This is a genomic window from Arthrobacter sp. UNC362MFTsu5.1 (assembly GCF_000685965.1).
Classification (GTDB): Bacteria; Actinomycetota; Actinomycetes; order Actinomycetales; family Micrococcaceae; genus Arthrobacter.
In genome coordinates, this window is the sequence record NZ_JMLE01000028.1 from 1 (window position 1) to 26,848 (window position 26,848).

24 protein-coding genes and 1 rRNA gene are annotated in these 26,848 nt (G+C 66.7%); 9 read left to right on the top strand and 16 right to left on the bottom strand.

What is annotated here, in order from left to right; all coding sequences use genetic code 11:
- The 4 genes from BS38_RS0119810 to rpmB all read right to left on the bottom strand — a co-directional run.
- Positions 1-80, bottom strand: a 16S ribosomal RNA gene (locus BS38_RS0119810); the annotation flags it as partial.
- A 679-nt stretch (positions 81-759) separates the two neighbouring features.
- Positions 760-1,065: a 30S ribosomal protein S14 gene (gene rpsN, locus BS38_RS0119815; RefSeq protein ID WP_011693742.1), complete on the bottom strand. Its 306-nt coding sequence runs from the start codon at positions 1,063-1,065 to the stop codon at positions 760-762.
- A 5-nt stretch (positions 1,066-1,070) separates the two neighbouring features.
- Positions 1,071-1,238: a 50S ribosomal protein L33 gene (rpmG, locus tag BS38_RS0119820; RefSeq protein WP_011693743.1), complete on the bottom strand. Its 168-nt coding sequence runs from the start codon at positions 1,236-1,238 to the stop codon at positions 1,071-1,073.
- A complete protein-coding gene (rpmB, locus tag BS38_RS0119825; protein ID WP_011693744.1) occupies positions 1,238-1,474 on the bottom strand; it encodes a 50S ribosomal protein L28 in 237 nt (78 codons plus the stop codon). Before rpmB ends, rpmG begins: the two co-directional genes overlap by 1 nt.
- A 473-nt stretch (positions 1,475-1,947) precedes the next feature.
- On the opposite strand from rpmB, the gene BS38_RS0119830 reads away from it, so the two are divergent.
- From BS38_RS0119830 to BS38_RS0119840, 3 genes are all read left to right on the top strand, one after another.
- A complete protein-coding gene (locus tag BS38_RS0119830; RefSeq protein WP_028272371.1) occupies positions 1,948-3,390 on the top strand; it encodes a ferredoxin reductase family protein in 1,443 nt (480 codons plus the stop codon).
- Positions 3,387-3,974 carry an FMN-binding protein gene (locus tag BS38_RS0119835; RefSeq protein WP_028272372.1) on the top strand — a complete coding sequence of 196 codons (588 nt, stop codon included), beginning with the start codon at positions 3,387-3,389 and terminating at the stop codon, positions 3,972-3,974. Before BS38_RS0119830 ends, BS38_RS0119835 begins: the two co-directional genes overlap by 4 nt.
- A gap of 64 nt (positions 3,975-4,038) precedes the next feature.
- On the top strand, positions 4,039-4,845 hold the full coding sequence (locus tag BS38_RS0119840) for an FAD:protein FMN transferase (RefSeq protein WP_028272373.1): 807 nt from the start codon (positions 4,039-4,041) through the stop codon (positions 4,843-4,845).
- A 40-nt stretch (positions 4,846-4,885) separates the two neighbouring features.
- Here the strand turns inward: BS38_RS0119840 and BS38_RS0119845 are convergent, their stop codons facing one another.
- From BS38_RS0119845 to BS38_RS0119855, 3 genes are read right to left on the bottom strand one after another with little or no spacing between them, the layout of a single operon-like run.
- On the bottom strand, positions 4,886-5,647 hold the full coding sequence (locus BS38_RS0119845; protein ID WP_028272374.1) for an SGNH/GDSL hydrolase family protein: 762 nt from the start codon (positions 5,645-5,647) through the stop codon (positions 4,886-4,888).
- Positions 5,648-5,690: 43 nt separating this feature from the next.
- Positions 5,691-7,517 carry a glutaminase A gene (glsA, locus tag BS38_RS0119850; RefSeq protein ID WP_028272375.1) on the bottom strand — a complete coding sequence of 609 codons (1,827 nt, stop codon included), beginning with the start codon at positions 7,515-7,517 and terminating at the stop codon, positions 5,691-5,693.
- Between the two features lie 59 nt (positions 7,518-7,576).
- A complete protein-coding gene (locus BS38_RS0119855) occupies positions 7,577-8,056 on the bottom strand; it encodes a MarR family winged helix-turn-helix transcriptional regulator (RefSeq protein ID WP_028272376.1) in 480 nt (159 codons plus the stop codon).
- 78 nt (positions 8,057-8,134) lie between these two features.
- Between BS38_RS0119855 and BS38_RS0119860 the strand changes: the two genes are divergently transcribed.
- Both BS38_RS0119860 and BS38_RS0119865 read left to right on the top strand, forming a co-directional pair.
- Positions 8,135-8,767 carry an NADPH-dependent F420 reductase gene (locus BS38_RS0119860; RefSeq protein ID WP_028272377.1) on the top strand — a complete coding sequence of 211 codons (633 nt, stop codon included), beginning with the start codon at positions 8,135-8,137 and terminating at the stop codon, positions 8,765-8,767.
- Positions 8,768-8,830: 63 nt separating this feature from the next.
- The gene (locus BS38_RS0119865) at positions 8,831-9,118 is read left to right on the top strand and encodes a YciI family protein (RefSeq protein WP_028272378.1); all 288 of its coding nucleotides are present in this window, start codon (positions 8,831-8,833) and stop codon (positions 9,116-9,118) included.
- On the opposite strand, the gene BS38_RS0119870 is transcribed toward BS38_RS0119865, so the two are convergent.
- The 6 genes from BS38_RS0119870 to BS38_RS0119895 all read right to left on the bottom strand — a co-directional run bounded on the left by BS38_RS0119870 (position 9,115) and on the right by BS38_RS0119895 (position 15,451).
- On the bottom strand, positions 9,115-9,966 hold the full coding sequence (locus tag BS38_RS0119870) for an SGNH/GDSL hydrolase family protein (protein WP_051629044.1): 852 nt from the start codon (positions 9,964-9,966) through the stop codon (positions 9,115-9,117). The genes BS38_RS0119865 and BS38_RS0119870 overlap by 4 nt on opposite strands.
- Before the next feature lie 211 nt (positions 9,967-10,177).
- Complete coding sequence (locus BS38_RS0119875; RefSeq protein WP_028272380.1) at positions 10,178-11,218, bottom strand: siderophore-interacting protein; 1,041 nt, start codon at positions 11,216-11,218, stop codon at positions 10,178-10,180.
- Positions 11,215-12,030, bottom strand: coding sequence for an ABC transporter ATP-binding protein (locus tag BS38_RS0119880; RefSeq protein ID WP_028272381.1), 816 nt, complete (start codon positions 12,028-12,030; stop codon positions 11,215-11,217). Before BS38_RS0119880 ends, BS38_RS0119875 begins: the two co-directional genes overlap by 4 nt.
- Position 12,031: 1 nt before the next feature.
- A complete protein-coding gene (locus BS38_RS0119885) occupies positions 12,032-13,075 on the bottom strand; it encodes a FecCD family ABC transporter permease (protein WP_028272382.1) in 1,044 nt (347 codons plus the stop codon).
- Positions 13,076-13,182: 107 nt separating this feature from the next.
- Complete coding sequence (locus BS38_RS0119890; RefSeq protein WP_028272383.1) at positions 13,183-14,319, bottom strand: FecCD family ABC transporter permease; 1,137 nt, start codon at positions 14,317-14,319, stop codon at positions 13,183-13,185.
- 10 nt (positions 14,320-14,329) lie between these two features.
- Positions 14,330-15,451 carry an iron-siderophore ABC transporter substrate-binding protein gene (locus tag BS38_RS0119895; protein WP_028272384.1) on the bottom strand — a complete coding sequence of 374 codons (1,122 nt, stop codon included), beginning with the start codon at positions 15,449-15,451 and terminating at the stop codon, positions 14,330-14,332.
- 253 nt (positions 15,452-15,704) lie between these two features.
- Here BS38_RS0119895 and BS38_RS25755 point away from each other — a divergent pair, with 253 nt between their 5' ends.
- Positions 15,705-17,657 (top strand): MFS transporter, encoded by a 1,953-nt coding sequence (locus BS38_RS25755; protein ID WP_043439377.1) that lies wholly within the window; start codon positions 15,705-15,707, stop codon positions 17,655-17,657.
- Positions 17,654-18,211, top strand: a complete 558-nt coding sequence (locus BS38_RS0119905) for a TetR/AcrR family transcriptional regulator (protein ID WP_028272385.1) — start codon at positions 17,654-17,656, stop codon at positions 18,209-18,211. The genes BS38_RS25755 and BS38_RS0119905 overlap by 4 nt, the downstream gene beginning before the upstream one ends.
- Before the next feature lie 150 nt (positions 18,212-18,361).
- Here the strand turns inward: BS38_RS0119905 and BS38_RS0119910 are convergent, their stop codons facing one another.
- From BS38_RS0119910 to BS38_RS0119920, 3 genes are read right to left on the bottom strand one after another with little or no spacing between them, the layout of a single operon-like run.
- Entirely contained in the window at positions 18,362-21,817 is a 3,456-nt protein-coding gene (locus BS38_RS0119910) for an ATP-binding protein (RefSeq protein WP_028272386.1), read from the bottom strand.
- On the bottom strand, positions 21,814-22,659 hold the full coding sequence (locus tag BS38_RS0119915; protein ID WP_028272387.1) for a DUF4194 domain-containing protein: 846 nt from the start codon (positions 22,657-22,659) through the stop codon (positions 21,814-21,816). The genes BS38_RS0119910 and BS38_RS0119915 overlap by 4 nt, the downstream gene beginning before the upstream one ends.
- Positions 22,660-22,661: 2 nt before the next feature.
- Positions 22,662-24,110 carry a DUF3375 family protein gene (locus BS38_RS0119920; protein WP_028272388.1) on the bottom strand — a complete coding sequence of 483 codons (1,449 nt, stop codon included), beginning with the start codon at positions 24,108-24,110 and terminating at the stop codon, positions 22,662-22,664.
- A gap of 360 nt (positions 24,111-24,470) precedes the next feature.
- On the opposite strand from BS38_RS0119920, the gene BS38_RS0119925 reads away from it, so the two are divergent.
- Both BS38_RS0119925 and BS38_RS0119930 read left to right on the top strand, forming a co-directional pair.
- On the top strand, positions 24,471-24,773 hold the full coding sequence (locus BS38_RS0119925; RefSeq protein WP_028272389.1) for a hypothetical protein: 303 nt from the start codon (positions 24,471-24,473) through the stop codon (positions 24,771-24,773).
- A 64-nt stretch (positions 24,774-24,837) separates the two neighbouring features.
- A complete protein-coding gene (locus BS38_RS0119930; RefSeq protein ID WP_028272390.1) occupies positions 24,838-26,823 on the top strand; it encodes an acyl-CoA dehydrogenase family protein in 1,986 nt (661 codons plus the stop codon).
- Positions 26,824-26,848 lie beyond the last annotated feature (25 nt).

The window sequence follows — 26,848 nt, forward strand, 5'->3', positions numbered from 1 at the left end:
GCTGGAGGTCATCGTTCGACTTGCATGTGTTAAGCACGCCGCCAGCGTTCATCCTGAGCCAGGATCAAACTCTCCGTTGAAGTAAAACAAAAACAGACACACCATGCGCCCCCGGGAAAACGGGATACACACAATGCACAAAATTTGAAACCAGCTGTAAAAACCAGACCATCCACGGGATGGACAATCCAGTCAATTCAACCAATTCAATACAAAAAATTGGTATCAACAAACTTGGCACACTATTGAGTTCTCAAACAACAGACACACCCGGCACCACCACAACCATATTTCGGTCGCGGATCGCTCCGGAGCAACTTTCCAAACTTACCCGATCTCAAGAATCAAAGCAAATCAGCATTTCTGCGATCTGCCGGTCATCGAGACCAACCCCGCCGTCTTGCAGCACGCCAAGTGACGAACCGTTTTTCAGGCTGTTTAGAAGGGGTTTGGCCGCCTTCGGTAACCAGCTCCTCGCCGGCCCCCTCTCGGCGACTTAGAAAACAATACACCTACTTTGCCCCCACCGCAAACCCTCCCCCGTATGGCTCCAGAACCGCGCCAATCCGGGGCAAAACGGGTGCTGCAGGCACATTCCAGGGCGCCGCCGTCGTACTTGGGCTCTGTGTGCTGCGTCACCACGCCTTGCGCCGGCGGAACGCGGAACTGGTTAAGCGCAGAAAGGGCCGGCAACCCTGAGGTTGCCGGCCCTTTCCAGACCACTGGAATCAGCAGTGCTGAGCTAACAGCTGTACTGAATTACCAGGAAGACTTGGTGATGCCCGGGAGCTCACCGCGGTGAGCCATGTCGCGGAAGCGAACACGGGAGATACCGAACTTCTGGAAGGTACCGCGGGGACGGCCATCGATGATGTCGCGGTTACGCAGACGTACCGGTGAGGCGTTGCGGGGCAGCTTCTGCAGGCCGAGGCGTGCAGCTTCGCGTGCTTCGTCGGTTGACGCGGGGTCAACCAGGGCCTTCTTCAGTTCGAGGCGCTTTGCAGCATAGCGCTCGACGATGACTTTACGCTGTTCGTTCTTAGCGATCATTGACTTCTTAGCCATAGTGCTTAGCGCTCCTCTCGGAATTCGACGTGCTTACGGATGCGGGGGTCGTACTTCTTCAGAACCATGCGGTCCGGGTCGTTACGACGGTTCTTGCGCGTGACGTAGGTGTAACCCGTGCCAGCGGTCGACTTGAGCTTGATGATCGGACGTACGTCCTTGTCCTTTGCCACTAGAGCTTCACTCCTCGTGCCAGGATGGCGGCTACGACAACGTCGATGCCACGTACGTCGATGGTCTTGATGCCACGTGCAGAGACCTGCAGGGTGACATTACGGCGCAGGGACGGAACCCAGTAGCGCTTCTTCTGGATGTTCGGGTCGAACCGACGCTTGTTGCGACGGTGCGAGTGCGAAATGCTGTGTCCAAAGCCCGGCTCGGCTCCGGTCACCTGGCAGTGTGCTGCCATGACGACTCTCCTCATGAAAATAAATGAAACGGTCCGCAGAGTTCCGCGTACCGTGCGACGGGCGGCGTCCGCATCCAGCTCATATCACGCGGTCCGCAGGCGTCGGCAGCCGGTATAACCGGCGTTTTCCGCACTGCGGGGAACATGATGGGCCACGAATACCGGGCAGAAGAATCCTCCGCGAAGTACCGGGATGCTGGGCGAATACAGGAGTGCACGCAACTTGAGCCCCTAACTACCGGCCTTGAGGACTGTCGATATTGAGGACAGATCCCGCCAACCGGAGCAATTGCACACGCTCCGCGCCACCTAGCGCCTACCAAGTCTACGAGCTTGACTAATTAAAGGCGAATCGGGTAGCCGCCGTTGCCCTCCGCGGGTGTATAAGCCCGGCTGCCTCACCGTTCCCAAGTCACATCGGCGCCGCAGTCTTTTCACAGCAGAATGAAAGGTACCGCCCGCACCGTTGAAGCATGAACACACAACTCCTGCCGGCTCTGCCCGCCGGTTCCCGGGACCGTAAGGGGCCGGGCAGTTTCAGGGCCCGGCACCGCCGTCGCCTGTTCCGTACGGACCTGCTGACAACGGCCGCCTGGGCTTCCATTGCCGCTGCCGTGGCGTTGTGGCTGGCCGACGGCGGCACCTCGGAATTCTCGACACTCGCCGGCGCCGTCACTGCCTTGGGCATCGTGACCGGGCTCGCCGGCATGGACCTGGTCCTGTTGATGCTGCTGCTGGCAGCAAGGATTCCGCTCATCGACCAGACCGTAGGCCACGACCGCGCCCTGGAGTTCCACCGGAAGCTCGGCAAACCATCGCTCTACCTCCTGCTGGCCCACGGACTCCTGATCGCCATCGGCTACGGGATGGCCGAGGGCCTCGATCCCGTCAGCGAAGCGGTGTCCCTCTGGGTGCTGGTGCCGGACATGTGGCTGGCCTTCATTTCCATGGCGCTCTTCATCGCCGTGGTGGTGACGTCCCTGGTGGCGGTCCGCCGGCGTTTTCCCTACGAGTTCTGGTACGCGGTGCACCTGCTGACCTATGCCGCGGTGGCAACCTCTTTGCCCCATCAGTTCAGCGTGGGCGGACTGTTCGCCGAAGGTACGTGGCAGCGCTGGTACTGGCTGGCGGTGTGTATCGCCACCGGCGCGGCCCTCCTGCATTACCGCGTCCTCGAACCGGTCATTGCGACGTTCCGCCATCAGCTCACCGTCAGCCGGGTAGTGCAGGTGGCGCCGGGCGTGGTCAGCATCGAAATGCACGGGCTACGGCTCAACGAACTGGCCGGGGCAGGCGGACGGTTCTTCATCTGGCGCTTCCTGGCACCGGGCTTGTGGTGGCACCCGCATCCGTTCAGCCTCTCGGCCGAGCCCTTGCAGTTCGACGCCTCCGGCCGCGGCTTGTTGAGGATCACTGTCCGGAACCTTGGCCGGGGATCGGCCCAGTTGGCAGGCGTGAAGCCCGGGACGAAAGTTGCCGTGGAGGGGCCCTACGGAATCTTCAGCACCGCGGCGCGGAGCCGGGACCGTGTGGTGATGATCGGGGCGGGCATCGGCATCACGCCGCTGCGGGCCCTCCTGGAATCAACGCCCTTCGCTCCGGGGCAGGCCACCGTGATCCTTCGGGGCCGCAGCGAGCAGGAACTCTATCTCGGCGACGAGATTCTGGAATTGGCACGGAACCGTGGCGCCACAGTGTTCCACCTGACCGGCCCCCGTTCGGCCCGGCACACAGGAAGCTGGCTCCCGGACAGCGCCACCGACGCCGGGCATCGGCTGGCGGACTACGCGCCCGGAATCGCAGACGCGGATGTCTATGTCTGCGGGCCGGGGGCGTGGGCAAGGAACGTCCTCGAGGATGCCCGCGCCGCCGGCGTCAGGGAAGACCAACTCCACTACGAAAGGTTTGACTGGTGAGAATACGCGCAGCAGTATCGGCAGCACTTGCGTCCGCAGGCATCCTGCTTGCGGGATGGCAATCAGGCATCCACCTGGAGGACACGCGGAGCGCCGCGGCCAGCACCTCGGCAGGCACCAACGGCGCCACCGGCACTACCGGAGCCACAGGGACAACCGGGGCCACCGGGTCAACCGGCGCCACGGGTTCCTCCAGCTCCGGCTCGGGGTCCACTGATACGGGGGCCAGCGATAAGGGATCGTCCGCGGCCGCCGGAACGGATTCGGGCGCGGCCGCAGAGCCCACCACCGGAGCCGCTGCAAAGGCCGGGGGAACCTATGCCGGCAGTGTGGTGCAGACGCGCTTCGGCGCAGTCCAGGTCCAGATCACGGTCAAGGCCGGCGCCATCACTGATGTGGAGGCCCTGCAACTGACCGATGACGACCGCAAATCCATCCAGATCAGCAACCGGGCAGCTCCCCTCCTCAGGTCCGAAGTCCTCGCCGCCCAGTCGGCCGACGTCCAGACCATCGGAGGCGCCACCGTGACCAGCGTGGCCTATCTGAACTCCCTCCAGGCGGCCCTCGATGCAGCGAATCTCTGATCCGCGAACCGGCGCTGAAGCCCCGCCGCAGCCGCCGTCGTTGCGGGCCAGGACCTTCAGCTGCATGGGAACGGTGGTCAGCCTGACCCTGCCCTCGGCGTCAGGTGCGGACGAGCTGGTAGCGGCCACCGCCGTCGTCGAACGGCTTTTTGCCGGGCTGGACGAGACGTTCAGCCTGTACCGTGCCGATTCGGAAGCCAGCAGGCTGGCGCGTGCCGAGATCAAGCTTCCGGACGCGTCCGGGGAAATGCGGCGGCTCTACGCCGACGCCGTCGGCTGGCGGCTGCTGACCGAGGGGGCCTTCACACCGGAACGGCCCGACGGCGTCCTCGACCTGTCAGGGATCGTCAAGGGATACGCGATCCAGGAGGCGGGCACATCCTTGCTCGCGCTGGGCCTTCGCGACTGGTGCCTTAACGCCGGCGGCGACGTTTTGGTCAGCGGATCGCCGGGAGCCGGGAGTCCGGGTTCCGGCTCCGACGAGCCGTGGCGGGCCGGAATTGTTGATCCGCAGGACCGCCGGACCCTGATTGCCGGCTATCCGCTGGGCGGCGCGAACAGCGCGAACGGCGCGAACGGCGCGAACCTGGCGCTGGCCACGTCCGGCTCCGCGGAACGCGGAGACCACATCTGGGCGGCCGGGGCAGGGGCCGGCGCAGGGGCCCGCGCCGCCAGCGGCGTCCGTGGAGCCCCGGCATTCCGCCAGGTTTCCGTTGCGGCGGCAGACATCGTGACGGCCGACGTGCTGGCGACGGCGATCGTGGCCGGCGGGATGCCCATGCTGGACCGCGCCACGGACGGGTGGAACATCGAAGTACTGGCCGTGCAGGCAGGCGGCGAACTCCTCGCGACGCCCGGCTTCAGGCGGTAATTTTCAGCGGCGGCCCGCGGCGTACGTCAGGGCGCGAAAGTCACAGGCGCGTGAGCTGGCTGTACCGCGGCTGGAGTCCGTCGCCCGAGGACTTGCCCGTGACCCGGCGGACCACCCAGGGTCCCGCAAACTCCCGCACCCAGCGCGCATTCGCCCGGATGGCGTCGGCCCGGCTCAGCTCCGGCACGGGCGTCATGGGCGGGACATCGATGGAGTGATCGTGCTCGAGGACCGTCAGCACCCTCTTGGCCATATTGGCGTGGCCGGCGGCGGACATGTGCATCCGATCCTTGGCCCACATGCCCCAGTCGTAGTACTCGCTGAAGCGCCAGTAATCGACCAGCAGGGCGCCGTGGTCACCCGCGATGCCGCGCACCAGCTCGTTGTAAATGGCGGTGCGGCCGCGCATCGTGCCGAATACCTTGGAACCGCGGGCGTCGAAGCCCGTGAACATCACCACGGTGGCACCTGTCGCGCTCAACTTGCGGATGCCGGCGTCGTACTCGGCCAAAAGGTCGTCGATGTCGATCCTGGGACGGAGGATATCGTTGGCCCCCGCGTAAATGGTCACCAGCGTGGGTTTGAGTTCGACGGCGGCATCCACCTGCTCTGCCATGATCTGCCGGAGCTTCCGGCCCCGGATGGCGAGGTTGGCGTAGCCGAAGGAGGGGTCCGTGGCGCCGAGCTGCTCCGCTACGCGGTCCGCCCAGCCACGCACTCCGTTCGGGCGGGCCGGATCGTCATCGCCGACACCCTCCGTAAACGAATCTCCCAGGGCAACATATCGGGCGGAAAAATCCATATCGATAGTCTGCCACCCGTTGCCGCGAGCAACAAAGCGGCGGCTATCCGCGGATCCGGACGGCTGATTCACGCAGGTATTGTTCCACCCGCGTGTAGGCATCCCGGGTCAGGGCTTTCCAAAGGACGATGGCAAGCCTCGGATCGCTGGACTCAAGTTCGGAGATCGCCTCGGCACTGAGCACCATCACCTCCACGGGACCGTCCGCCCGGACCGTCGTTTCCTGCCGGTTGCCGCTGCCCAGTGCCAGCTCGCCGAATGTCATGCCGGCGCTGAGGGTGTTGAGCTTGACGGGATCGGAGTTGGCTCCGGACGACGTACTGCTGACCTTGCCGGAGGTAATGAAGTAGACCCCGCCGAACCGCAGCCCGATGCGGCGGATGACGTCGCCGTCGTCGTACTTCTTCGCTGTCATAAGGCTTTGCAGGGCCAGCGCGTCTGCCTCGTCCAGCGGCGCCAGCGCGGGCGAATCCGTGACCGGAACGTGGTCCCGGAGCAGCAGCCTGTCCCCGTACTTTGCCAGCAGCCGGTTTTCGCAAAATTCGACGGCGGCGCTGCGGGAGGAAAACGACGGGACGGCCTCGTCGGGGTGCCCGTTCCGTTCGCCAAGGGACTCCGACACCGCGCCGTCCGCTTCGATCAGCACCAGCTCGCGGCCCGCGCTGGACAGCCCCGCTCGCGCTTCATCGAGCATGCGCACCGCGACGCCGCTGACCTGATCGGTCCGGCGAAGGTCCAGAACAACCAGCTCGACGTCGTCGTCCAGGCTGCTGAGCTCGCGCACCATTGATTCGGTCCCGGCGAAGAGAAGGTCACCGTTGAGTTCAACGACGCGTGCCCGGTGTCCGTGGGCACGGAGGACGTCGGCCGCTTCAGCATTGCGCCGGATGCCCGAGGGCGTTTCGGTGACGTCGTACGAGGCAAGGATGGCCGAACGCCCCGCGCGCGCAGCCCTGACGAAGTGCAGCTCCATGTCCCGGGAGAGCCTCTGGGCAGTGGCCAGGCCCCGGACGCTGCCGCCGTGTTCATCGAGCGGCGGAGAGTAGACCGCCAGCCCCACCTGGCCCGGCAGGACGGCGATGATGCCGCCGGCAACACCGCTCTTGCCGGGCATGCCCACGCTGCTGATCCAGGCACCGGCGTCGTCGTACATGCCGGATGTCATCATCACCGACAACACCCGTTCCACCGGACCGATCCCCAGCACCTGCCTGTGGGTCAGCGGATTCTTCCCGCCGTTGGCGAGGGTGGAGGCCATAATGGCGAGGTCGAAGCTGTTCACCAGGACCGAGCACTGGCGGAAATAGTCCTCCAGGACAGGCGCGGGGTCGTCCTCGATGATGTTGAAGGAGCGCAGCAGGTGGGCCAGCGCCGTGTTGCGGTGCCCGTGTTTCAGCTCAGACTCGAAGACCTTCCGGTCCACGGAAAGCTGACGGCCCGCGAATGCCGAATAGGTGCTGAGAATCCGTTTGAAGCTGGACTGGCCGCCGGATCCCCGGATCAGCGATGTAGCGGTGAGTGCTCCCGCGTTGATCATGGCGTTCGCCGGGCGGCCCGTCCCCTCCGCCAAGGAGATCTCGTTGAAGGAGTCGCCGGAGGGTTCGACATCCACCTTCGCATCCACGGCGTCGTTGCCGAGGTCCTCAAGGGCCAGCCCGTAGGTGAACGGCTTCGAGATGGACTGGATGGTGAATTCCGCGCGGGTGTCCCCCACCTCATAGACCTGGCCGTCGACGGTGGCCAGCGCAATGCCGAAGCGCTCCGGATCCACGTTGGCCATTGCCGGGATGGTGCTGTAAGGCTTGCCACCCTTGAGCCGGGCGATCTCGGTGTGGATCTGCTGCAGGTAGCTCTGGATGGGCGATTCCATGGACCCAACACTACGGCCGCGGACCGCGCCGGGCCGCGGCGCTCGTCAGGACTCGCGGGTCAGGACTCGCGCAGGATCCAGTGGTCGGCGTCCAGGCGGCCCACGATCTTCTCGCCAATGCGGGCCAGGTCGGCGACGTCCCGCTCGGAGAGTGCATCGAGGAACAGCGAGCGGACAGCTTCCACGTGGCCGGGCGCCAACTCCACGATCGTCGCCATGCCGTCGTCGGTCAGATGGGCGGTGGTGACGCGCGCATCGCGCGGATGCGGACGGCGTTCCACCCACCCGCGGTTCTGCAGCTTGGTGACCACATGGGACAGCCGCGACAGCGAGGCGCTGGTCCGGGCGGCGAGTTCGCTCATCGGGAGGAAGCGGCCTTCCGCTTCGGAGAGCATGGCGAGTACGTTGTAGTCGAAGAGCGAAAGCTTGCCCGCGGCGTGCATTTTGGTGTCCAGCGCTGCCGGCAGCAAGGTGTTGATGCTCAGCTGGGCCAGCCAGGCGCGGCGTTCGTCAGCGTTGAGCCAGCGGGGTTCGGTCATGGATACATCCTAGGAGAAAAAATCATTGACAGTTCAAGCCCCGCTGTCCGAGCAGCGGTTCCGATCTAAGGAAGCGTCATGACTGACATCACGATCATCGGCACCGGCAACATGGCGGCAGCGATCGCCGCCCGCGCAGCCAGCGCCGGCCGCAGCATCCAGATCCTTAGCCGGGATGCAGTGGCCGCGTCCGCCCTGGCGTCCGGGACGAACGCCTCCGCCGGAACAACCGGCCAGGAAATTGAGGGCAGCATTGTTGTCCTTGCAACCCACTTCGAGGTGTCCAGGGACATCGTCGGCCACTACGGCGAGGCGCTCAATGGCAAGACGATCGTGGACGTCTGCAACCCTGTGGACACGGAAACCTTCGACTCCCTGACCGTGCCCGCCGGGAGCTCCGCGGCAGAGGAACTCCAGGCGCTGGTTCCCGGCGCGACCGTGGTTAAGGGCTTCAACACGGTCTTCGCCTCCACGCTGGCTGCCGGTGAAGTGGCCGGACAGACGCTGGACGTCCTGCTGGCCGGCGATTCCGCCGACGCCAAGGCTGCAGTGGCCAGCTTCATCAATGATTCCGGTTTGCGTGCCGTCGATGTGGGGCCGTTGCGCCGCGCCCGGGAGCTGGAAGCCTTTCAGCTGCTGATCATAGGGCTGCAGGGTGGCAACGCCCACCCTGGGTACAACTGGAACAGCGCACTGAAACTGCTTCCATAGGCCCTCCCGGCCGGTGCCGGGGACTCCTCGCCGGGCCGGCGGTGAAACCGGTAGGCTGGCCGCATGTACGTAGTCTCCCTGACTTACAAGGTTCCCGAAGAGATCGTCGATTTCCACCTCAAGGCGCACGTCGCGTGGCTGCAGGACGCTTTCGACCAGGGGATCTTTATTGTCGCCGGCCGGAAGATCCCCCGGACCGGCGCATTGCTGCTGTCCAACGCGGACCGCGCCAGCCTGGACGCCACGCTGGTCAAGGACCCCTTCTACACGAACGGGGTGGCGGAGTTCGACGTCGAGGAATTCCACGCCGGCAGGGTTGCTCCGGGCTACGAAAACCTCCTGGACAGCTAGTTCCCCTCAGACGCAGCTGACGGTTCCTTCTCGAGGAGTTTCTTGAGCCCGCCCTTCCGCGGGACCTTCACCGGTTGCGGCCAGCGCGGGCTGAGCCTGTCCCCGAGGGTGACGCCGCGCAGCTTGCGGCCAAAAAGAGGCAACACCCAGTCGTGCACCCAGCGCCGCTGCGCCTGTTCCCACTCCCGCAGGCTCAGTTTCGACGGCGGTTCCCACTCCAGCGGGCTGATCTTGTGCGGCACGCCCAGCTGGTCCAGGACTTGACCGGCCAGGTATTTGTGGCCCGCTTTGGACATGTGCAGCCGGTCTGAGTCCCACATCCGCCGATCGTGGAACGCATCGAAGCACCAGTAATCCACCAGCACCGCGTTGTACCTGGCGGCGATTTCCCGGACGTGGCGGTTGTAGGCGGTGTTGCGCTTCTTGAGGGGCTCCAGGACAGCGGACACCTTGACGTCGAAACCGGTAAACAGCACCACGGTGGCACCCGTGGCTGCCAGCCGGGCCACGAGCGATTCGTACTCGGCCATGAGCGCATCCACATCGGTACCGAAATCCAGGATGTCATTGCCCCCGGCGTACAGGGTCACCAGGGTGGGCTCCATGGCGAGCGCCGGCTCCAGCTGCTCGTCGATGACGTGCCGGAGCCTCTTGCTGCGGATAGCGAGGTTGGCGTACTCCCACCCGGGTTCGGCCTTGGCCAGCTTCTCCGCCACCCGGTCGGCCCAGCCGCGCACGCCGTTGGGCAGCCGCTTGCTCCGGTCCCCCACGCCCTCGGTGAACGAATCCCCCAAGGCAACAAACCGCCGTCGCCCGTTCCTGTCCGGAAGCAATGGAAATGAACCCATCCCGGCACGATACCCAACCCAAAAAGCCGTCAGGGAAAGACGGGGTGAATCTGAGGTGACCGACCCTCGAGCCGCAACTGTTGGCTTGCTAAGGAGCGCATCGCCGACCAGAGCGGAGCAAGGCCGTCCGCGGCCGAGCGCAGCGGCGGGAGGTGTCTAAGCGACGGCAAGGTCAGCAGTGGAGGCGGACTCAGCGCGGCCGCACCAACGCTTAGAGCTCCGCTTTCCCCTGACGCCAGTAGCCCATGAACGCGACCTGTTTGCGGTCGATGCCGACGTCGCGGACCAGGTAGCGGCGCATGTCCTTAATGACGCCCGCCTCGCCGGCAATCCAGGCGTAGAACGGCATGGCGCCCGCGGGCATCCCGGGGTTCTTCGTAGCAGCGATGGCCGCGGTTTCCATCCTCGCGGGCGTTTCCCAGAGGATGTCCTGGTCCACGTCCACGTCTTCCGGTTCCGGACCGGCCCCGCCGGACGCGGCCTTGATGCCCACCCAGCCCGGCTCGGGAACGGCGGCGCGGACGGCTTCCTGCAGGAGTTCGCCGTGCGGACGTGAGCGTCCGATCGAGGCGCCGCGTGCCAGCCAGGTGATTTCGACGTCGGCGTCCGACTTCAGGTCCAGGAAATCGCCGGCCTCGGGGACCTCAAGGAACGCGTGCCCGCTCATATATGCCGGAAGGCTTTCGAGGATGGCGCTGATGGCGGGAACAGCGGTCTCGTCTCCTGCCAGCAGGACGCGCTGGGCCAGGCCCGGCCGCCATTCGATGCCGGAGTAGATCTCCGCCGTGACGCAGTGCGCGGCACGGTTGTTGGGGCCGATGATGGTGAGCGTGTCCCCGGGGTTGGCGTTCAGGGCCCAGTTGGCTGCGGGGCCGCCGTTGCCCGCGGCGTCGAAGTGCATCACGAAGTCCACGTCGATTTCGGGGTAGACGGCGTCGAGCCGTTCCTGCCTGACGGTGTAGGTTCGCATGGAGCCGCGGGTGGCCGGATCCATGGCCAGCCATTCCCGGTACCAGCCGGTCTGCTCCATCTGGAAAACAGCCAGCGGCAGCCGGGTGCCGTCGGCGGCAAGCGACGGGATCATCAGCTTCACGCGCAGGTCCAGGGTGCCGCCGTGGACACCGAAGTCGCGCAGGGAATACCCGCCGAAGGTGATGCGGCGGAAGTTGGGGCTCAGTTCCTGGACGGCGGTGACCGTCACCTCGAACGCCAGGGTCATGGATTCGGTGGTGGCAATGTCGCGGGTTTTCATGAAACGAGCTCCAGTTCAGTTGCAGTGGTGTGGTGCCGGCCGAGCGGAATGATCAGAGGAGTGCCGGAAACGGGATCGGGAAGCACCCTCGATTCCAGGCCGAAGACGTCCCGGACCAGGTCCTCCGTGACCACGTCAGTGGATGCACCTTCGGCGACGATCCGGCCGCCCTTCATGGCGATCACGTGGTCCGCGTACCGCGCGGCGAGGTTCAGGTCGTGCAGGACGATGGCCACGGTGGTGCCGCGCGTGCGGTTGAGGTCGGTGACAAGGTCCAGCACTTCCACCTGGTGTGCCAGGTCCAGGTACGTGGTGGGCTCGTCCAGCAGCAGCACGTCGGTTTCCTGGGCGAGCGCCATCGCGATCCAGACCCGCTGGCGCTGGCCGCCGGACAGCTCGTCCACGTTGCGCCCGGCGAGTTCCAGCGTTTCGGTGGCCTCCAGCGCGCGCTGCACCGCGGCGTCGTCATGATCTGACCAGCTGCGGAAGAAGCCCTGATGCGGGTACCGTCCGCGTCCCACCAGGTCGCGGACGGTGATGCCGTCCGGTGCTGTGGGGTGCTGGGGCAGGAGGCCAAGGGTCCGGGCGACGTCGCGGGCGGAGCGGCTGTGGATGTCCTTGCCGTCCAGGGTCACTGCGCCCGCCGCGGGCTTCAGCAACCGGGAGAGTCCGCGGAGCAGGGTGGACTTGCCGCAGGCGTTGGCGCCCACGATCATGGTCACTTTGCCTTCGGGGATCTCCGCCTGCAGCCCGTCAACCACCGTGCGTTGGGCGTACTTGAGGGTGAGGTCCGTGGCGCGCAGAACAGCCATCTCAGGCATCCTTTCGATTGGAAGTGACCAGCAGCCACAGCAGGAACGGGGCGCCCAGGGCACCGGTGACCACGCCTACCGGCAGCACGGTGCCGTCCAGCAGCAGGGGTGCGATATTCGCCGCGAAGTAGTCCGCGGCCAGCACAATCAGTGCCCCGACGAAGGCCGACGCCGGGAGGCTGGCTTTGGCAGTGAAGCGTCGGGCGATGGGACCGGCCAGGAACGCGACGAAGGCAACCGGCCCGGCCGCCGCCGTCGCCACCGCAGCGAGTGCCACGGCGACAACCACCACGGCCAGCCGGGTGACGCCGACCCTGATGCCGAGTCCGGCGGCGGCGTCGTCGCCGAGTTCCAGGATGCGCAGGGGCCCCGACAGCGCTGCCGCGGCGGGGATGAGGACCAGCAAGGCAAGGGCCAGGACTCCGGCGCGGTCCCAGCTCGCGGAATTGAGGGAGCCGTTCAGCCACACGAGGGCGTCGGCGGCGGTGCGGATGTCTGCACGCGTCATGAGGAAGCTCACCACGGCGTGAAGGGCGGCCGCGATGCCCACGCCCGCCAGGATCAGACGGCTGCCGGCCGCATTGCCGCGGTTTCCGCCGCCGGACCTCAGTGAGCCGCCGCGGGAGATGGCATAGATGAGCGCGGCCACACCCAGCGCGCCGGCGAGGGCGGCGCCGGAGACAACGGCCCCGGACGCGCCGAAAACAACGATGGCCGTGACGGCTGCGGCGCTGGCCCCGTAGCTGATGCCGATGACGTCCGGACTGGCCAGCGGATTGCGGAGCATGGTCTGGAAGAGGGCGCCGGCCAGGCCGAACCCGGCCCCGATCATGGTGCCGATTACCGCGCGGGGAAGCTTGTTTTCCATCACGATGAAGCTTGCGCCGGGGATCTTCTGGCCGCCCGTGAGGTGGGCGAGCAGGATTTTGACGAAGTCGGGGATGGTCACGGTGTAGCTTCCCAGCAGCACACTGACGGCGAACAGGACCACGACGGCGAACGCCAGCACGGCGGTCCGGTTCACGGCGGTAGCGCGAACGGGCAGATAATGCCCTGTTTTCGCGGTTTTGAGGGCATTATCTGCCCGTTCGCGCTCGGTGCCGGGCGCGTTTTCGCCCAGTTCGCGCCCAACGGAGGCGAGGTCCGACCTACTCACAGTCCGGCCCCCTTCCCGCGGCGGACAAGCCACACGAAGACGGGGGCGCCCACGAGGGCCGTCATGATGCCCGCCGGGACTTCGCCGGGCAGCAGCACCACGCGGCCCAGGATGTCGGCGGAGAGCAGGAGCACCGGAGCAAGGACGAGGGAAAAGGGCAGGATCCAGCGGTAGTCGGGCCCGGTGAGGAAGCGGACGGCGTGCGGAATGACGAGTCCCACGAAGCCGATGGGCCCTGCGAGGGCGGTGGCGCCTCCGCAGAGCAGCACAATGCCCAGGGCGGTGACGCCGCGGACAAGGCCTACCCGCTGGCCGAGTCCGCGCGCGATGTCATCGCCCAGGGCCAGGCTGTTGAGGATGCGCCCCGTGGCCAGCACAATGCCGGCGCCGAGGATGAGGAAGGGCACCCCGGGCAGGACCACGGACCAGTCGCGTCCGGCAATCCCGCCCACCTGCCAGAACCGGAACCGGTCCAGGGTGTCCTGGCTCGAGACCAGGATGACGTTCATGAGCGAGTACAGGCCGGCGCTCAGGGCGGCGCCCGCCAGGGCGAGCTTCACCGGCGTCGCACCGTCCCTGCCCAGTGAGGCGACCAGGTAGACGACGGCGGCAGCTGCCGCGGCGCCGATGAACGCGAACCAGATGTAGCCGGTCAGGGAGGAGATCCCGAAAACATAAATGCCGGTGACCACGGCCAGTGCGGCGCCGGCGTTGACCCCCATGATCCCGGGGTCGGCCAGCGGGTTGCGGGCCACGCCCTGCATGGCCGCCCCCGCCAGTCCGAGGGCACCGCCGGCGAGCAGGCCCAGGACGGTGCGCGGGATCCGTGCATGGACTACGGCGTGGTCGCCGTTGCCGGGATTGAATTGCGTGAGCGCCTGCCACACGGTTTCCAGGGGAAGCCCGCGGGCGCCGACGGCCAGCGAGACGGCAGCGACAAGAACAAGGACGACGACGGCGGCCAGCAGCCACGCGGCCTGCTTGCCTGCAGCCCGAACGGGCACCTGCGGCCCTTTGCCGGCCGCAGCTTCGGCGGCTAGCGGGGCCTCAAGTGTCCGTTCGCGCGTGGTGCCGGAAGCCGAAGGTGAGATGGCCTCACAGCCGGCGGGCGCCGTCGTCGTACCTGATGTCATGGCGGAGTGCTTACTTCACTTTGTCCGCTGCGCCGGCCAGCTGCGGCAGGAACGTGTCCAGCGACCACGGCAGGCTCAGGGGCGAAGAAGCGGAGATGGACAGCGTGAGCGTGTTGTCCGAGTCGGCAACCAGGGCGCCGTTCTTGATGGCCGGGATCTGGCCCAGCAGCGGGTCGGCCTTGATGGAATCGGTGGTGGCGGAGTCGGGAACCCAGGTCACGAAGATGTCCGATTCCAGCTCGTTGGCCTTCTCGGCGGACCACGGGATGAAGAACTCCTGGGAGCCCTTCGAGTTCGCCTCCACAACGGGGGCCAGCTTCATGCCGATCTCGCTGAGGAAGCGGGGGCGGTTGTCGTTGGCCGTGTAGACATTGACGCCTTCGCTCTTGGCCGGCTCCAGGTTGCCGTAGATGAAGCTCTTGTCGGCAAGCTGCGGGTACTTGGAGACCTTGTCCTTGATGGTGGCTTCGGTGTCCGAGACGAGCTTGATGGCCTCCGCTTCCTTACCCAGGGCCTTGCCGATGATGCTGGTGGAATCCTGCCAGGAGGTGCCGTAGGCGATCTCGGGGTGGGCGACGACCGGAGCGATTTCGCTCAGCTTTTTGTAGTCCTCTTCCGTCAGGCCGGAGTAGGCGCCCAGGATGATGTCCGGGTTGAGCTTGGCGATCTCGGTGAAGTTGATGCCGTCGGCCTCGGAGAACTGGACCGGAGCCTTCTCGGTGCCGAAGCCCGCCCCCAGCTCTTCGAGCTTGGCGTCCTTCCACGGCGTGGAGCCCTTGTCGTTGCCGCCCCATTCATTCTTGGGGACGCCCACGGGCACAACGCCGAGGGCGAGTGCGACGTCGTCATTGACCCAGGAAACCGTGACGACGCGCTGCGGCTGCGACTCGATGGTCGTTTCACCGAAGACGTGCTTGATGGTGACGGGGAACTGCGAGCTCGCGGACTGGCTGGCCGCTGCAGTACCGGTGCCGGATGCCGCCGGACCGGTGGAGCAGGCGGTGAGCGAGAGCGCGGCCGCGGCCAGAACAGCGGTTGCCTTGCCAGCGGTCTTGAGCAGCACCCGGCGGGACGGGCCGGCGGCCATGCCGCTGCGGCCGGCGCCGAGGCCGGAGAAGAGGGGGGAAGTCACGGAACTCCTTAGGTCAATGATGCGAACCTAAGTAAGGCTAGCCTACCCTTCTGTGAATTAAGCAAGCTTTGCGTAACGTAATTGTCTCAATGATTGCCAGGTTGAGGAGATTACGCGAGGGCGGTGCGGCGCAATGTGAGGCGTCGCACCCTGAATCTTCTTGAACCGAGGGGGTGAACAGTGGTTCACTCGTTAGAGAGTAAACGCGCGTTCACCCCTTGTGGCCGCCTGACGCCCCGAAGGTTCCGCCCCCATGCCCCAAACACGCAGCAAATCCCTGTCCCCCGGCGCCATCACGGCCGTCCTCGCGCTGAGCGGAACCGTGGTGGCGCTGATGCAGACCCTCGTGGTGCCGCTCCTTCCGGACTTCCCCGGCATCCTCGGCGTGACCGCCGACGACGCCTCCTGGCTGGTCACCGCCACACTCCTGTCCAGCGCCGTGGCCACCCCGATCGTTTCCCGAAGCGCGGACATGTACGGGAAACGGAAGATGATGGTGATCTGCCTTGCCATCATGGTTGCCGGCTCCATCGTGGCTGCGGTCGGGGGAAGTTTCCTCTGGCTCATCGTCGGCCGGGCACTGCAGGGGTTCTCCTCGGCCCTGATCCCCGTGGGCATCAGCATCATGCGCGATGAGCTGCCCAAGGAAAAGATGGGGTCCGCCGTCGCCCTGATGAGCGCCACACTGGGCATCGGCAGCGCCCTGGGCCTCCCGCTCGCCGGGCTGCTCTACGAAAGCCTGGGCTGGGAATCCATTTTCTGGGTCTCCGCCGCAGCCGGCAGCCTGCTGCTCACCGCCGTCGTCCTGGTGGTCCCCGAATCCAAAGTGCGCACGCCGGGCCGGTTCGATTACCTCGGCGCCGTGATTCTTTCGGCGGCGCTGGCGGCACTGCTGCTGGCCATTTCCAAGGGCGGTTCGTGGGGCTGGGGTTCCGAGCCGGTACTGCTGCTGTTCCTTGCCGCGGCCGTTCTCCTGGCCGCCTGGCTCCCGTACGAACTGAAGGTCAGCCAGCCGATGGTGGACCTCCGCACCTCCGCCAGGCGCCCCGTCCTCCTGACCAACCTGGCGTCCCTGCTGGTGGGTTTCGCGATGTTCGCCAACATGCTCCTGACCACCCAGCAGCTCCAGCTGCCCGCCTCCACCGGCTACGGTTTCCAGCTGAGCGTGATCACCGCGGGCCTCTGCATGGTTCCGTCCGGCCTGGCCATGGTGGTTTTCGCTCCCGTTTCCGGCGGCATCATCCGCCGGTTCGGCGGGAAGTCCGCACTGATCGCGGGCGCTGCGGTCATGGTGGTGGGCTACGTGGGCCGCGTCTTCTTCTGGGACTCCATCGCCTCGGTGATCATCGGCTCCACGGTGGTCAGCATCGGTACGGCGATCGCCTACGCGGCGATGCCCACCCTGATCATGGGCGCCGTGCCCATCACCGAGACAGCCTCGGCCAACGGACTCAACAGCCTGGTGCGGTCCATCGGAACCTCCACGTCGAGTGCGGCCGTCGCCGCTGTCCTCACCTCCGTGACCCTCACCGTGGGGTCCGCCCGGCTGCCGTCCTTCGAGGCCTTCAAGGACGTCTTCTGGATGGCCGCCCTCGCATCCGCCGCCTCCATGGTGGCCGCGGTGTTCATTCCCCGGGCCGCGGCCGCCCCCACGGCAGCGCTCCCCGCACGGGCAGCCAACGAGCTTGTGGTGCAGGGACGCGTCCTGACGGCCGACCGGCGCCCCGTCACTCCCGCCGTCGTCACCGTCCTCCAGACCAGCGGCGAACCGGTGGACTGGAGCCGCGTGGACAGCGACGGCAACTACTCCGTGGCGCTGCCCGGAGCGGGCACGTACCTGATGGTGGCCAACGCCGCGGGCTGGGCGCCCATGGCGGAAGTGTTCGATTTCGACGGCCGCACGCTTCAGCAGAATTTCCACCTGGAGGACCGCCTGGAGCTGGCCGGAACCGCCACCGTGGGAGGTGCCGTCCTGGCCGATGCGGTGGTGACCCTCCTGCAGGCCTCCGGCGAACATGTGGCGACAACCCGGACCGATTCCGGGGGCAGGTACTCCCTGCCGCTGCCCCTGGCCGGCCGCTACATCGTGACCCTGCTGCACCCGGCGACCCACCAGGCCATGGCCCGGAAACTGGCCGTGGACAACCGCTCGGTGACGGCGGACCTGACGATCGATGCTCCGGCCGGACAGCTGGTGGACGCGTGAGCACCGCCGGGATTTCCAGCCGCGACGCCATCCTGGACGCCGCGGGGAGGCTGTTCGGCGAACGCGGCTACCGGGGCGTGACCGTCCGCGACATCGCCTCCGACGCCGGTGTTTCGGCAGCGCTGGTGATGAAGCTGTACGGTTCCAAGGAAAAACTGTTTGCCGCCGCCAAGCCCGACGAGTCGCTGCTGTCCGACCTCGACGTCCCGGCGGCCGAGCTGGGCGCCACACTGGTGTTCCGGGTCCTGATGCGCCGGGAGCGCGGGCTGAAGGAACCGTGGGCCATGCTTCCGTTCACCATCCAGGACTCCCCCACGCCCGACGCCGCCCGGCTGGAAACACGCGAACGGTACCTCGCCAGCATGGCCGCCCTGCTGAAGGACACGACGCCGGACCGGCGCCACGCGTCCACGGTGGTGGCGCTGATGACCGGCTTTGGCGAGGCAGTGCGCACGCTCGGCATGTTCGAGGGCTGGGACTTCGATGAGCTGGTTGCCCACTACGGGGCGATCGTCCAGGGCCAGGTCGACGCCTGCCGCTCAGCCGCCACCTGAAACGCTCTCTCACCCAATGTGGGAAATTCCCGAACGCTCCATCACTTAACGCAGAAAAAACCATCGCTCTCTCCCTTTCCTGAAGAAAGGGAGAGAGCGATGGTGAAAACCCCGCAGGAAGTGAGAGAGCGTCCTGGTGGGAGGGCGGGGTCAGCGCAGGACGATGTCCACCGGGTTCGCCTCGGACCTCCACTGGCCCTCGGCACCGGCCCGCGGCCCGATCACCGGAGACGTGAGCACGCCGGAACGGTTGGTGCGCTTGTCCCGCAGGATTTCCGTGACGGAGCCGAGGTGCCTCGACAGGTCGATGACGTTTTCCGGGGCCGCGAGCAGGAGCTGGAAGCCGAACTCGTGCAGCGCCTTGATACCCGCACCCGCAAATTCCTCCGAGGCCAGGACGAAGGCCTCGTCCATCATCACGGTGCCGTAGGTGGTGAAGCCCTGTTCCGCGATGCCCAGCTGGTAGCTGAGGGCCGCTGCCATGATGAACGCCGTGAACCGCTGCCGCTCGCCGCCGGACATGGAGCCCGTGTCCGCGTGCATAAACACATCGGTCCGCTTGCCGCCGCGAGGGCCAGATACTTCCCGGTGCTCCTTGCACTGGATAAACAGGTGCCCGCGCACGTCCAGCACTTCGGCCCGCCAGCGCCTGTCCTCCGGCGCCTGCGAACCCAAACGCTTCACGAGCGTTTCCAGCGACTTGTAGCGGTTGGTGAGCTCGGCGTCGTCGTCCGTTTCAGCTCCGGTAGCCGCCGCCCCCGCAGCGCGCGAGGGCCGGGTGTGCCGAATTTTCAGGGCGTTCTGGATGGCGTCCTTGAACTGCTTCGCGGTGGGCGGCAGGGTCTGCTTGATGTCCAGTTCCAGGAAGCTGCCCTCATGGAAATTGACCTCCGACAGGATTCCGTTCAGCGGAAGGATGCGGCTGGTGATGGACCGCCGCTCCTCATCCAGGAGGTGCAGCAGCGTGCTGAACGACTCATGGGTGCGCTGGTTGAAGAACTGCCGGAACTCGGCCTCCTGCGCGGGAAGACCGTCGCTGACGATCGCGTGATAGCGGGCCTCGAACTCCCCGGCAGCACCGATGGACGTGCCATGGTCCGCGGAAATTGCGGTCCCCCAGTCACGCACGAACCCCTCGAAGATGCGGGTAAGGCGCTCCGAAGTGGCCTGGCCGCGGGACTCGGCCGCGTGCAGTTCGGCAAGCAGCCGGGTCCGCACCTGGTTGGCCAGGTTGTCCAGCTCGTGCATCTCCGTGACGTCGTCAACGCCGCCGAAGTACGGTTCCAGTGCGGCGACGGCGGAATCCGACGGCGGCGCCTGGCGCAGCCGGATCCGCGCGGCTTCCAGCAGCGAATCCGCGGCCGTGAGCTGCTGGTCCAGCGCCTTGTATTCGCTCTGCAGAACCGCAGCGGCTTCGGTGCTGGACTGGTGCTTGTGCCGGGCGGCTTCGATGTTGGCCCGCAGCGGCTCCAGGTCGGCCTGCGCAGCAAGGGCATCCTTGAGGCGCTGCTCGATCCTGCCGAGCTCGTCCTCCGCCACGGCCGCTGACACCTGTTCCCAGGGCCGGTGGTCCTCGGCGATCCGCCGCAGCGCCTCCAGCTGGCGGGTCATTCCCTGGTGCGACTCTTCGCGGCTTTGGGCGAGTTCGGCGGCCTTGGCCAGTTCCTGCTGGAGGTCCTCCACCTGCACGGCCACGAGCTCCAGCTTGGAAGCGTTGTCGAAGCCGAGGACGTAATCCTGCCTGCTGGTGAAGCGGTCGTCCTTCTCCACGGTGTGGCGGTTGCGCTTGACCACGCCGCCCAGGCTCAGGCCCTTGTCCAGCGCAGCCAGGTCGTCCGGGTTCTCGACGCACGGGTAGGCGAAGTCGACGGCGATCCGCTCACGGATCCACTGGCCGGCGTCCGCCGCGGGACCGGTGGTGAGGATGTCCAGCTTGGTCAGGAGATCGCCGTCGGCCGCGTCCTCAACGGCCAGCGCGCCGCCGGCGAGCGGCTTGGAGACGTCCACGGCGCGGAGCGCGCCGCGGACGGAGTGGTCGTTCAGGTAGCGGGTCACGGCCGCGAAGTGCTCGCCGGGAACCAGCAGCGTGGTGGCCAGGTTCCGCAGCGCGCGTTCGGCGGCAGGCCGCCACCGGTCCTCCCCTTCGGCGAGGTCGATCAGCTCGCCGCCGAACGGCATCCGTTCCTCCGGCACCCCGGTTGCCGCCGCGATGGCCGTGCGGTTTTCAATGCTCGACGGCGGGAGCAGGGACTTGCGCGTCTTCAGCGAGACGAGTTCCTGCTGGGCCGCGGCCAGCTCGCGTTTCTTCGTGGCGTGGCCGTCGAACGCCTCGAACCGCAGCTCCTTGAGCGCCTCGGAGTCGTCCCGGAGTTCGGCCGAACGATCGGCGGCATGCGTGTGGGCCTGCTCCCAGCCGTCGGACGTCCATTCGAGGTCCAGCCCGGCATCGGCCAGCGCCTGCCGCGCGGCTTCCTCCACCTGCTGGCGGAGCTTGAGTCCCACCCGGGCATTCTCCAGCGACTGCTCGATCGCCGAGATCGCGTTGCCGCCCTGGTTGTTGTAGTCGGCTTCGAGCTGCCGCAGATCCTTGGCCAGGCCGTCCCGGACCGCACGCTCCGCGCCGAGCTCCTTGGCTTTTGCGTGGGCAAGGTCCTTGAATCGGACCAGGGTCTTCTCGTGGACAGTCACCGCGAGCTGTTGCTTGTAGGCGTCAAACTCTTCGCCCGCCAGCTCCCGCAGGCGGTTCGCGTCCAGCAGGGACTGCGCATATTCCTTGTTGAGTCCGGGTACCGGAGCCAGCTGGTCGCGCTGCTGCCGCACGTCCTCCAGCCGCTGCCGGATGGACATCAGGTTGCTGAATTCCTCGACGACGTCGTCCGCCGCGGCCAGCGTTGCGGGAGCGTCGAGCACCTGGTCCCGGAAGAAGGTGTTGACGCTGCCGCCGAGTCCCTTGCCGGCCTGGATCACCCGGAGCAGCGGGAGGGCCTGGTCCGAACTGATGCCCAGCAGCCGCCGGAACCGCTCCGCAAACGCCTTGTGCACGTCGAAAACCTGCGCGTCCGGGAAGAGGGTGTCCAGTGCAGCCTTGGTGAACCGCTTCTCCGCGATGCCCTCGATGGCGGCAAGGTCCAGCGGCTTGTTGTCGATCAGGTAGTACCGCCCGACGCTCGATTCCGTGCCGTTTTTCGGCAGGTCAAAGAGCGCTGACACCGTCACTTTCGTGCCGGCCGCGTTATCGAACGTCAGGGCGACGGCGGACCACGTGGCACCGGGGCGCTGGAAGGCACTGGCTGAGCCCTCGCCCACGGCCTTGTCGCCCACCTTGCCGCGCATGTAGGTGAACGTGGTCCGCTTGTCCTCCACGGCACCGGAGCGCTGCGCCGCGGCCTCGTTGGAACGCGGCCGGGCGTCGAACACGCGCAGCATGGCGTCAAACAGCGTGGACTTGCCGACGCCCGAGTTGCCTGTCAGCAGGGTGCCGTTGCGGTCCACGTGCATCGTGTGGGCGCCATGGAACGTGCCCCAGTTGACCACCTGCACCAGCGCGAGCCGCATCTGGCCCGGGTTGGTGAGTTCGCCCATGGGCAGCATGGTGGGGATGCTCATGCTTCTGCCCCCTCGGTGGTTGTGTTCGCGGCGCTGGCGGCATCGCCGTCGTCGTCGTTCGGTTCCTCACCGGCGTCGCTGTCGAACTCCAGGAGCGGTTCCGTGCCGGCTGGGTCTGCTGTGGCAGCTACCAGGGCTTCGATGTGGGCGGGGATGTCGCCGATGTTTTCGAAGGGGAGGGCCAGCGGGAGGGCGTTGGAGATGGTGTAGACGTCCTCGAGGCCGGTGGCGATGAGGAGCTGGCGGGCCAGGAGCTTGGTGATGGCGCGGTTGACCACATCGGAGTCGCGCAGGGCGTCCTGCTGGCCGGACGGCTGGTAGTGGGCAACCAGCTCGGCGATTTCCTCTTTCGTGATCGTGGGATCCGTCTGCGCCGTGACGTGGCGGTCCAGCAGGAGGCGCAGGCGCAGCAGCACGATGGTCTCCACCCGGCTGAGCGCGCGCTGCTGGCGCAGGATGCTGGAGCGGGTGCTGCCGCCGATCGCTTCCGGGTCCACCGGGCGCAGCACGGCCACTTTCCGTTCGTGGTCGAGCTGCAGCGTCAGGAACAGCTCCGACAGGCGGCTCCGCAGGATCAGCTGGTTGTCCAGCAGGGTGGTCCAGAGTTTTTCGTCCCGGCCGCCGTCGATGTACGGCCCCTTCAGCAGTTTCACCAGTGCCTGGCGGACCTTCATGGGCAGCACACCGGTGTCCCCCGGGAACAGCGCGGCGCCGTCGACGAACGTATCCCGCGGGGTCACCCCACCGATGGTTGAGCTTGTCGAAATCCCGGTCTCGACGGACTCAACCACCGGGGCAGGTTCGACCGCCGGGGTTTCCGTCGTCGTCATCTCTTCAGTCATCGTCAATCCTTTGTGAGGGTGACCACCGGCAGGAATGCCTTGCGGGTGGTGCCGTCTATCTGTTCGAAGTCGATGGCGTCCCAGCCGGCGCGGTCGAAGCCGGCGCCGTCGTGCAGCGCGTGGGACAGCAGGGCGCGGATGGAGTTGATGTGGCGTTCCTCCGGCGGAAGCTGCTCCCACGCCTCCGGCAGGGTTGCGGCCCCGGCGAGCGCGGCGCGGATGGCCGCCGGCTTGGCCTTCCCGGTGCGCGGCGAGCGCACGCGGTCCGAGTCGCTGAAGGCGATGGGGTCGGCCAGCTTGGGCGGGGCCGCGAACTCGTCGGGGTCAAAGAGCTTGACCATGGACAGGGACTCGAAGCCGGCGTTGAAGAGTACCGGTCCGGGCACCAGCCCGGGGCGTTCCCGTTCGTACGGCAGCGAGCGAATGGCCTGCTCGGCTTCGCGCAGCACCTTCCGCAACCGGACGGACTGGCGGAAATCGTCGCTCTGGACGTAGGTGTTGAGGCTTTCGCTGAGCTTGCCGTAGATCCGCTGGATCTGGCTGTGCTGGGTGCGGAGTTCGGCCACCAGGTTCTTCAGCGTTTCGCGGTCCTCGTGGCTGAGGTCGTCCGCGAACTGGCGGCTGAGCACTTCTCCGATCGCGGAACGGAACCGCAGCTGCTGCTGTGGGTCCTCCAGGAACGCCGTGAAGGACCGGAACGTCCTTCCTTCAGGACTCTGCCGGAGCCGTTTGTCCGCCTCCAGCACCTGCGCCATGGTGGCACCCTTGCTGAGGGATTCCTCGATGATCTGGTTGCGGAGCTCGCCCACCAGTTCCTCGATCCGGTCACGCATCTTCTTATAGTCGGCCGGCAGGCTGGCCGCGAGGTCCAGGATGTTTCCGGCCGCCTCCACGGCCTCGTCATCGTCCAGCAGTCCGTCGAAGTCGCCGGAGCTGATGTCCTCGATGAGCTGCTGCCGCTCCTCGATCTCGTCCTCGAGGGACTCCAGCCGGGCGGTCTGGTCCGGGTTTGTCTCATTGGCCAGCTTTTCGACGTCGCCCAGCAGCGTCCCCAGCCGGGAACCGTTCAGGGTGGAGCGTTCGCTGGAGAGGCTGTCCAGGAAGGCGAGGACGCGGGCCGCGGGCTCCGTGACTTCGTAGACGATCTGCCCGGACTGGTTGCGGCGGGTCAGGAAATTCCTGCGGGTCCATTCATCGCCGAAGGACTTCCCGTTGGCTACGCCGCCCAACCCCGGGTCCTGGCGGCGGAGCTGCTCAAGGAAGGCATCAACGTCGGCATGGAATTCTTCCAGCGGAAGCTGCGGACGGGTGCGGGTAAAGGAAGCCTGCAGGACTGCGATGACCCACGGGGCGGACCGGGTGAGCGCCCAGGCCGGTCCTTTGGTCAGGAGTTCAAGGTCCCGGAGCCGGGCATTGATCGCGTCCGCGGAGGACGGGGCGGATCGGGACACACACTCTCCTTCAGCTGCCACAGGACTTGTCGGGCAGCGGAAAACCCGAAAACTGCCAACTACAAGGTTAACGCAGTGTGCCCGGAAGCCGGCCCGTCGCCGTTTCACGCCGCAACCGGCACCCCGGCCGAACCCAAAGGGACCCCCGCGCGCCGCCGGTGCACCTCCCGGTACGTCCGCAACGGGCTGTTACGCGTGTTACGGGTGGGGTTACAGTGACCGCGCCGTGACCTACGGGCCGGTAGCATTTCGATCCCGTATCAACACCCGCGCCACGGCCGTGCGGCTCTGGTTGGCGGAGCCGTCCGCACCCTACGCTCGTGCTACTTGATCCAGCCAGGCAATGATGCAGGGGGAAACATGCAGTTCGATCTCAGCGCAGTAGAGACAGGCACTTTCGTGTTCATCGGAACGCTCGTGTTTGGTCTGCTGATTGTGGCTTTTATGATGACGGCCGGCTTCCTGGCCATGGTGCTCGTGGGGGTGGGCCGGTTCGCCTGGTTCATCATTGCCGGCACCCTGCTGGGCCTGGTGCACGGCATCAACCACCTCTGGGACCGGCTGGTGCACCACGCCTCCACGGTGGAGCTCCCCGGCGACTTCCAAGGGCAGCCTGCCCCTAGCACGGGAACCTACCCGCGGGTAGCATTGAGGGACAGCTGAAGGGTTCCCCACCCGAGGCGGACCCAGGGCTCGAGCCGGCCACCCCGGTTAGAGGAGATGCCCCGTGAGCTCTGCCACTGACAGTCCAGCCGCCGACGTTCCCGTCGCCCCCGACAAGATCGGGCCCGAGGCCACCGAAGCCGATGCCCGGGCCATCACCGAGGCCGCCCGGGAAACCACCTGGGACCGGCCCAGCTTCGCCAAAGGCCTGTACCTGGGCAGCTTCGATCTCTCGCTGATCCACCCCTGGCCCGAGGCCAGGACCGAGGACGTGGAACGCGGCGAAGAGTTCATGGACCGCCTCACCGCCTACTGCAGGACCATGTCCGGCCGCCTGATCGAGCGGGACGCCAGGATTCCGGACCACTACCTCGCCGGCCTGGCCGAGCTGGGCGTGTTCGGCATGAAGATCCCGCGCGAGTACGGCGGCCTGGGCCTGTCGCTCGTGTACTACGGCCGGGCTCTTGCCCTGCTGGGTTCGGTGCACCCCAGCCTCGGGGCGCTGCTCTCCGCGCACCAGTCCATCGGCGTCCCCGAGCCCGTGAAAGTGTTCGGCACCGCAGAACAGAAACAGGAATACCTTCCCCGCTGCGCCGCTGGCGCCATCACGGCTTTCCTGCTCACCGAACCCGACGTCGGGAGCGACCCCGCCCGGATGGGCAGCACCGCCGTTCCCACGGACGACGGCGACGCTTACGTTTTGGACGGCGTCAAACTGTGGACCACCAATGGCGTGATCGCCGAACTGGTGGTGGTCATGGCGCTGGTGCCGCAACACACGGATTCCGATGGCACCGTCCACAAGGGCGGCATCAGCGCCTTCGTGGTGGAAATGGACTCCCCCGGCATCACGGTGGAAAACCGCAACGCCTTCATGGGGCTGCGCGGCATCGAGAACGGTGTGACGCGCTTCCACCAGGTGAGGGTGCCTGCGGCAAACCGGCTTGGCCGCGAAGGCCAGGGCCTGAAGATCGCCCTCACCACCCTCAACACGGGCAGGCTCTCCATCCCGGCCCTTTGTGTGGCCTCCGGCCGGTGGAGCCTGAAGATCGCCCGCGAATGGTCCAACGCACGCACCCAGTGGGGCCGGCCGGTGGGCAAACACGAAGCTGTGGGCAAGAAAATCGCCTTCATCGCCGCGAGCGCCTTCGCCCTGGACGCAGTCTTCGAACTGTCCGCCGAAATGGCCGACGCCGGCCAGAAGGACGTCCGGATCGAGGCCGCCCTCGCCAAGCTCTGGTCCACGGAGATCAGCTGCCGGATAGCCGACGAGCTGGTGCAGATCCGAGGCGGACGCGGCTTCGAGACGGCGGATTCGCTGGAGGCCCGCGGCGAGCGCGCCGTGCCGGCCGAACAGCAGCTCCGCGACCTCCGGATCAACCGCATCTTCGAGGGCTCCTCGGAAATCATGAAGCTCCTCATTGCCCGCGAGGCCGTGGATGCGCACCTCGCCGCCGCCGGGGACCTTGCCTCCGCGGATGCCAGCCTGTCCGACAAGGCGAGGGCCGCCGTCGGCGCTTCCGGGTTCTACGCGAAGTGGCTGCCCAAACTGGTGGCGGGCGCCGGCATGGATCCGCGGTCCTACACCGAGTTCGGCAGGCTCGCCAAGCAGCTGCGGTTTGTGGAGCGCTCCTCGCGGCGCCTCGCCCGGCAGACCTTCTACGGGATGGGCCGGTGGCAAGCCAAGCTCGAGCACAAACAGGCGTTCCTGGGCCGGATCGTGGACATCGGCGCCGAGCTGTTTGCCATGGCGGCGTGCTGCTCACGCGCCGAAGGGATGCTCCATACCAACCCGGAGCGGGCAGCCACCGCCTACGAACTCGCCGAGGCATACTGCGAGCAGGCGCGGGTCCGCGTGGACGAGTACTTCGACCAGCTGTGGCGGAACACGGACGACGCCGACCGCGACCTGACGGAAAAGGTGCTCGCCGGTGACTACACCTGGCTGGAGGCCGGGGTCCTGGACCAGTCCGAAGGCACCGGACCGTGGATCGCCGACGCGTCTCCGCGGGCATCGGTGAAGGAGGACCTGCACCGAAAGTACCGCTGATTTTCGCCGATTTTCGACCCGCCGG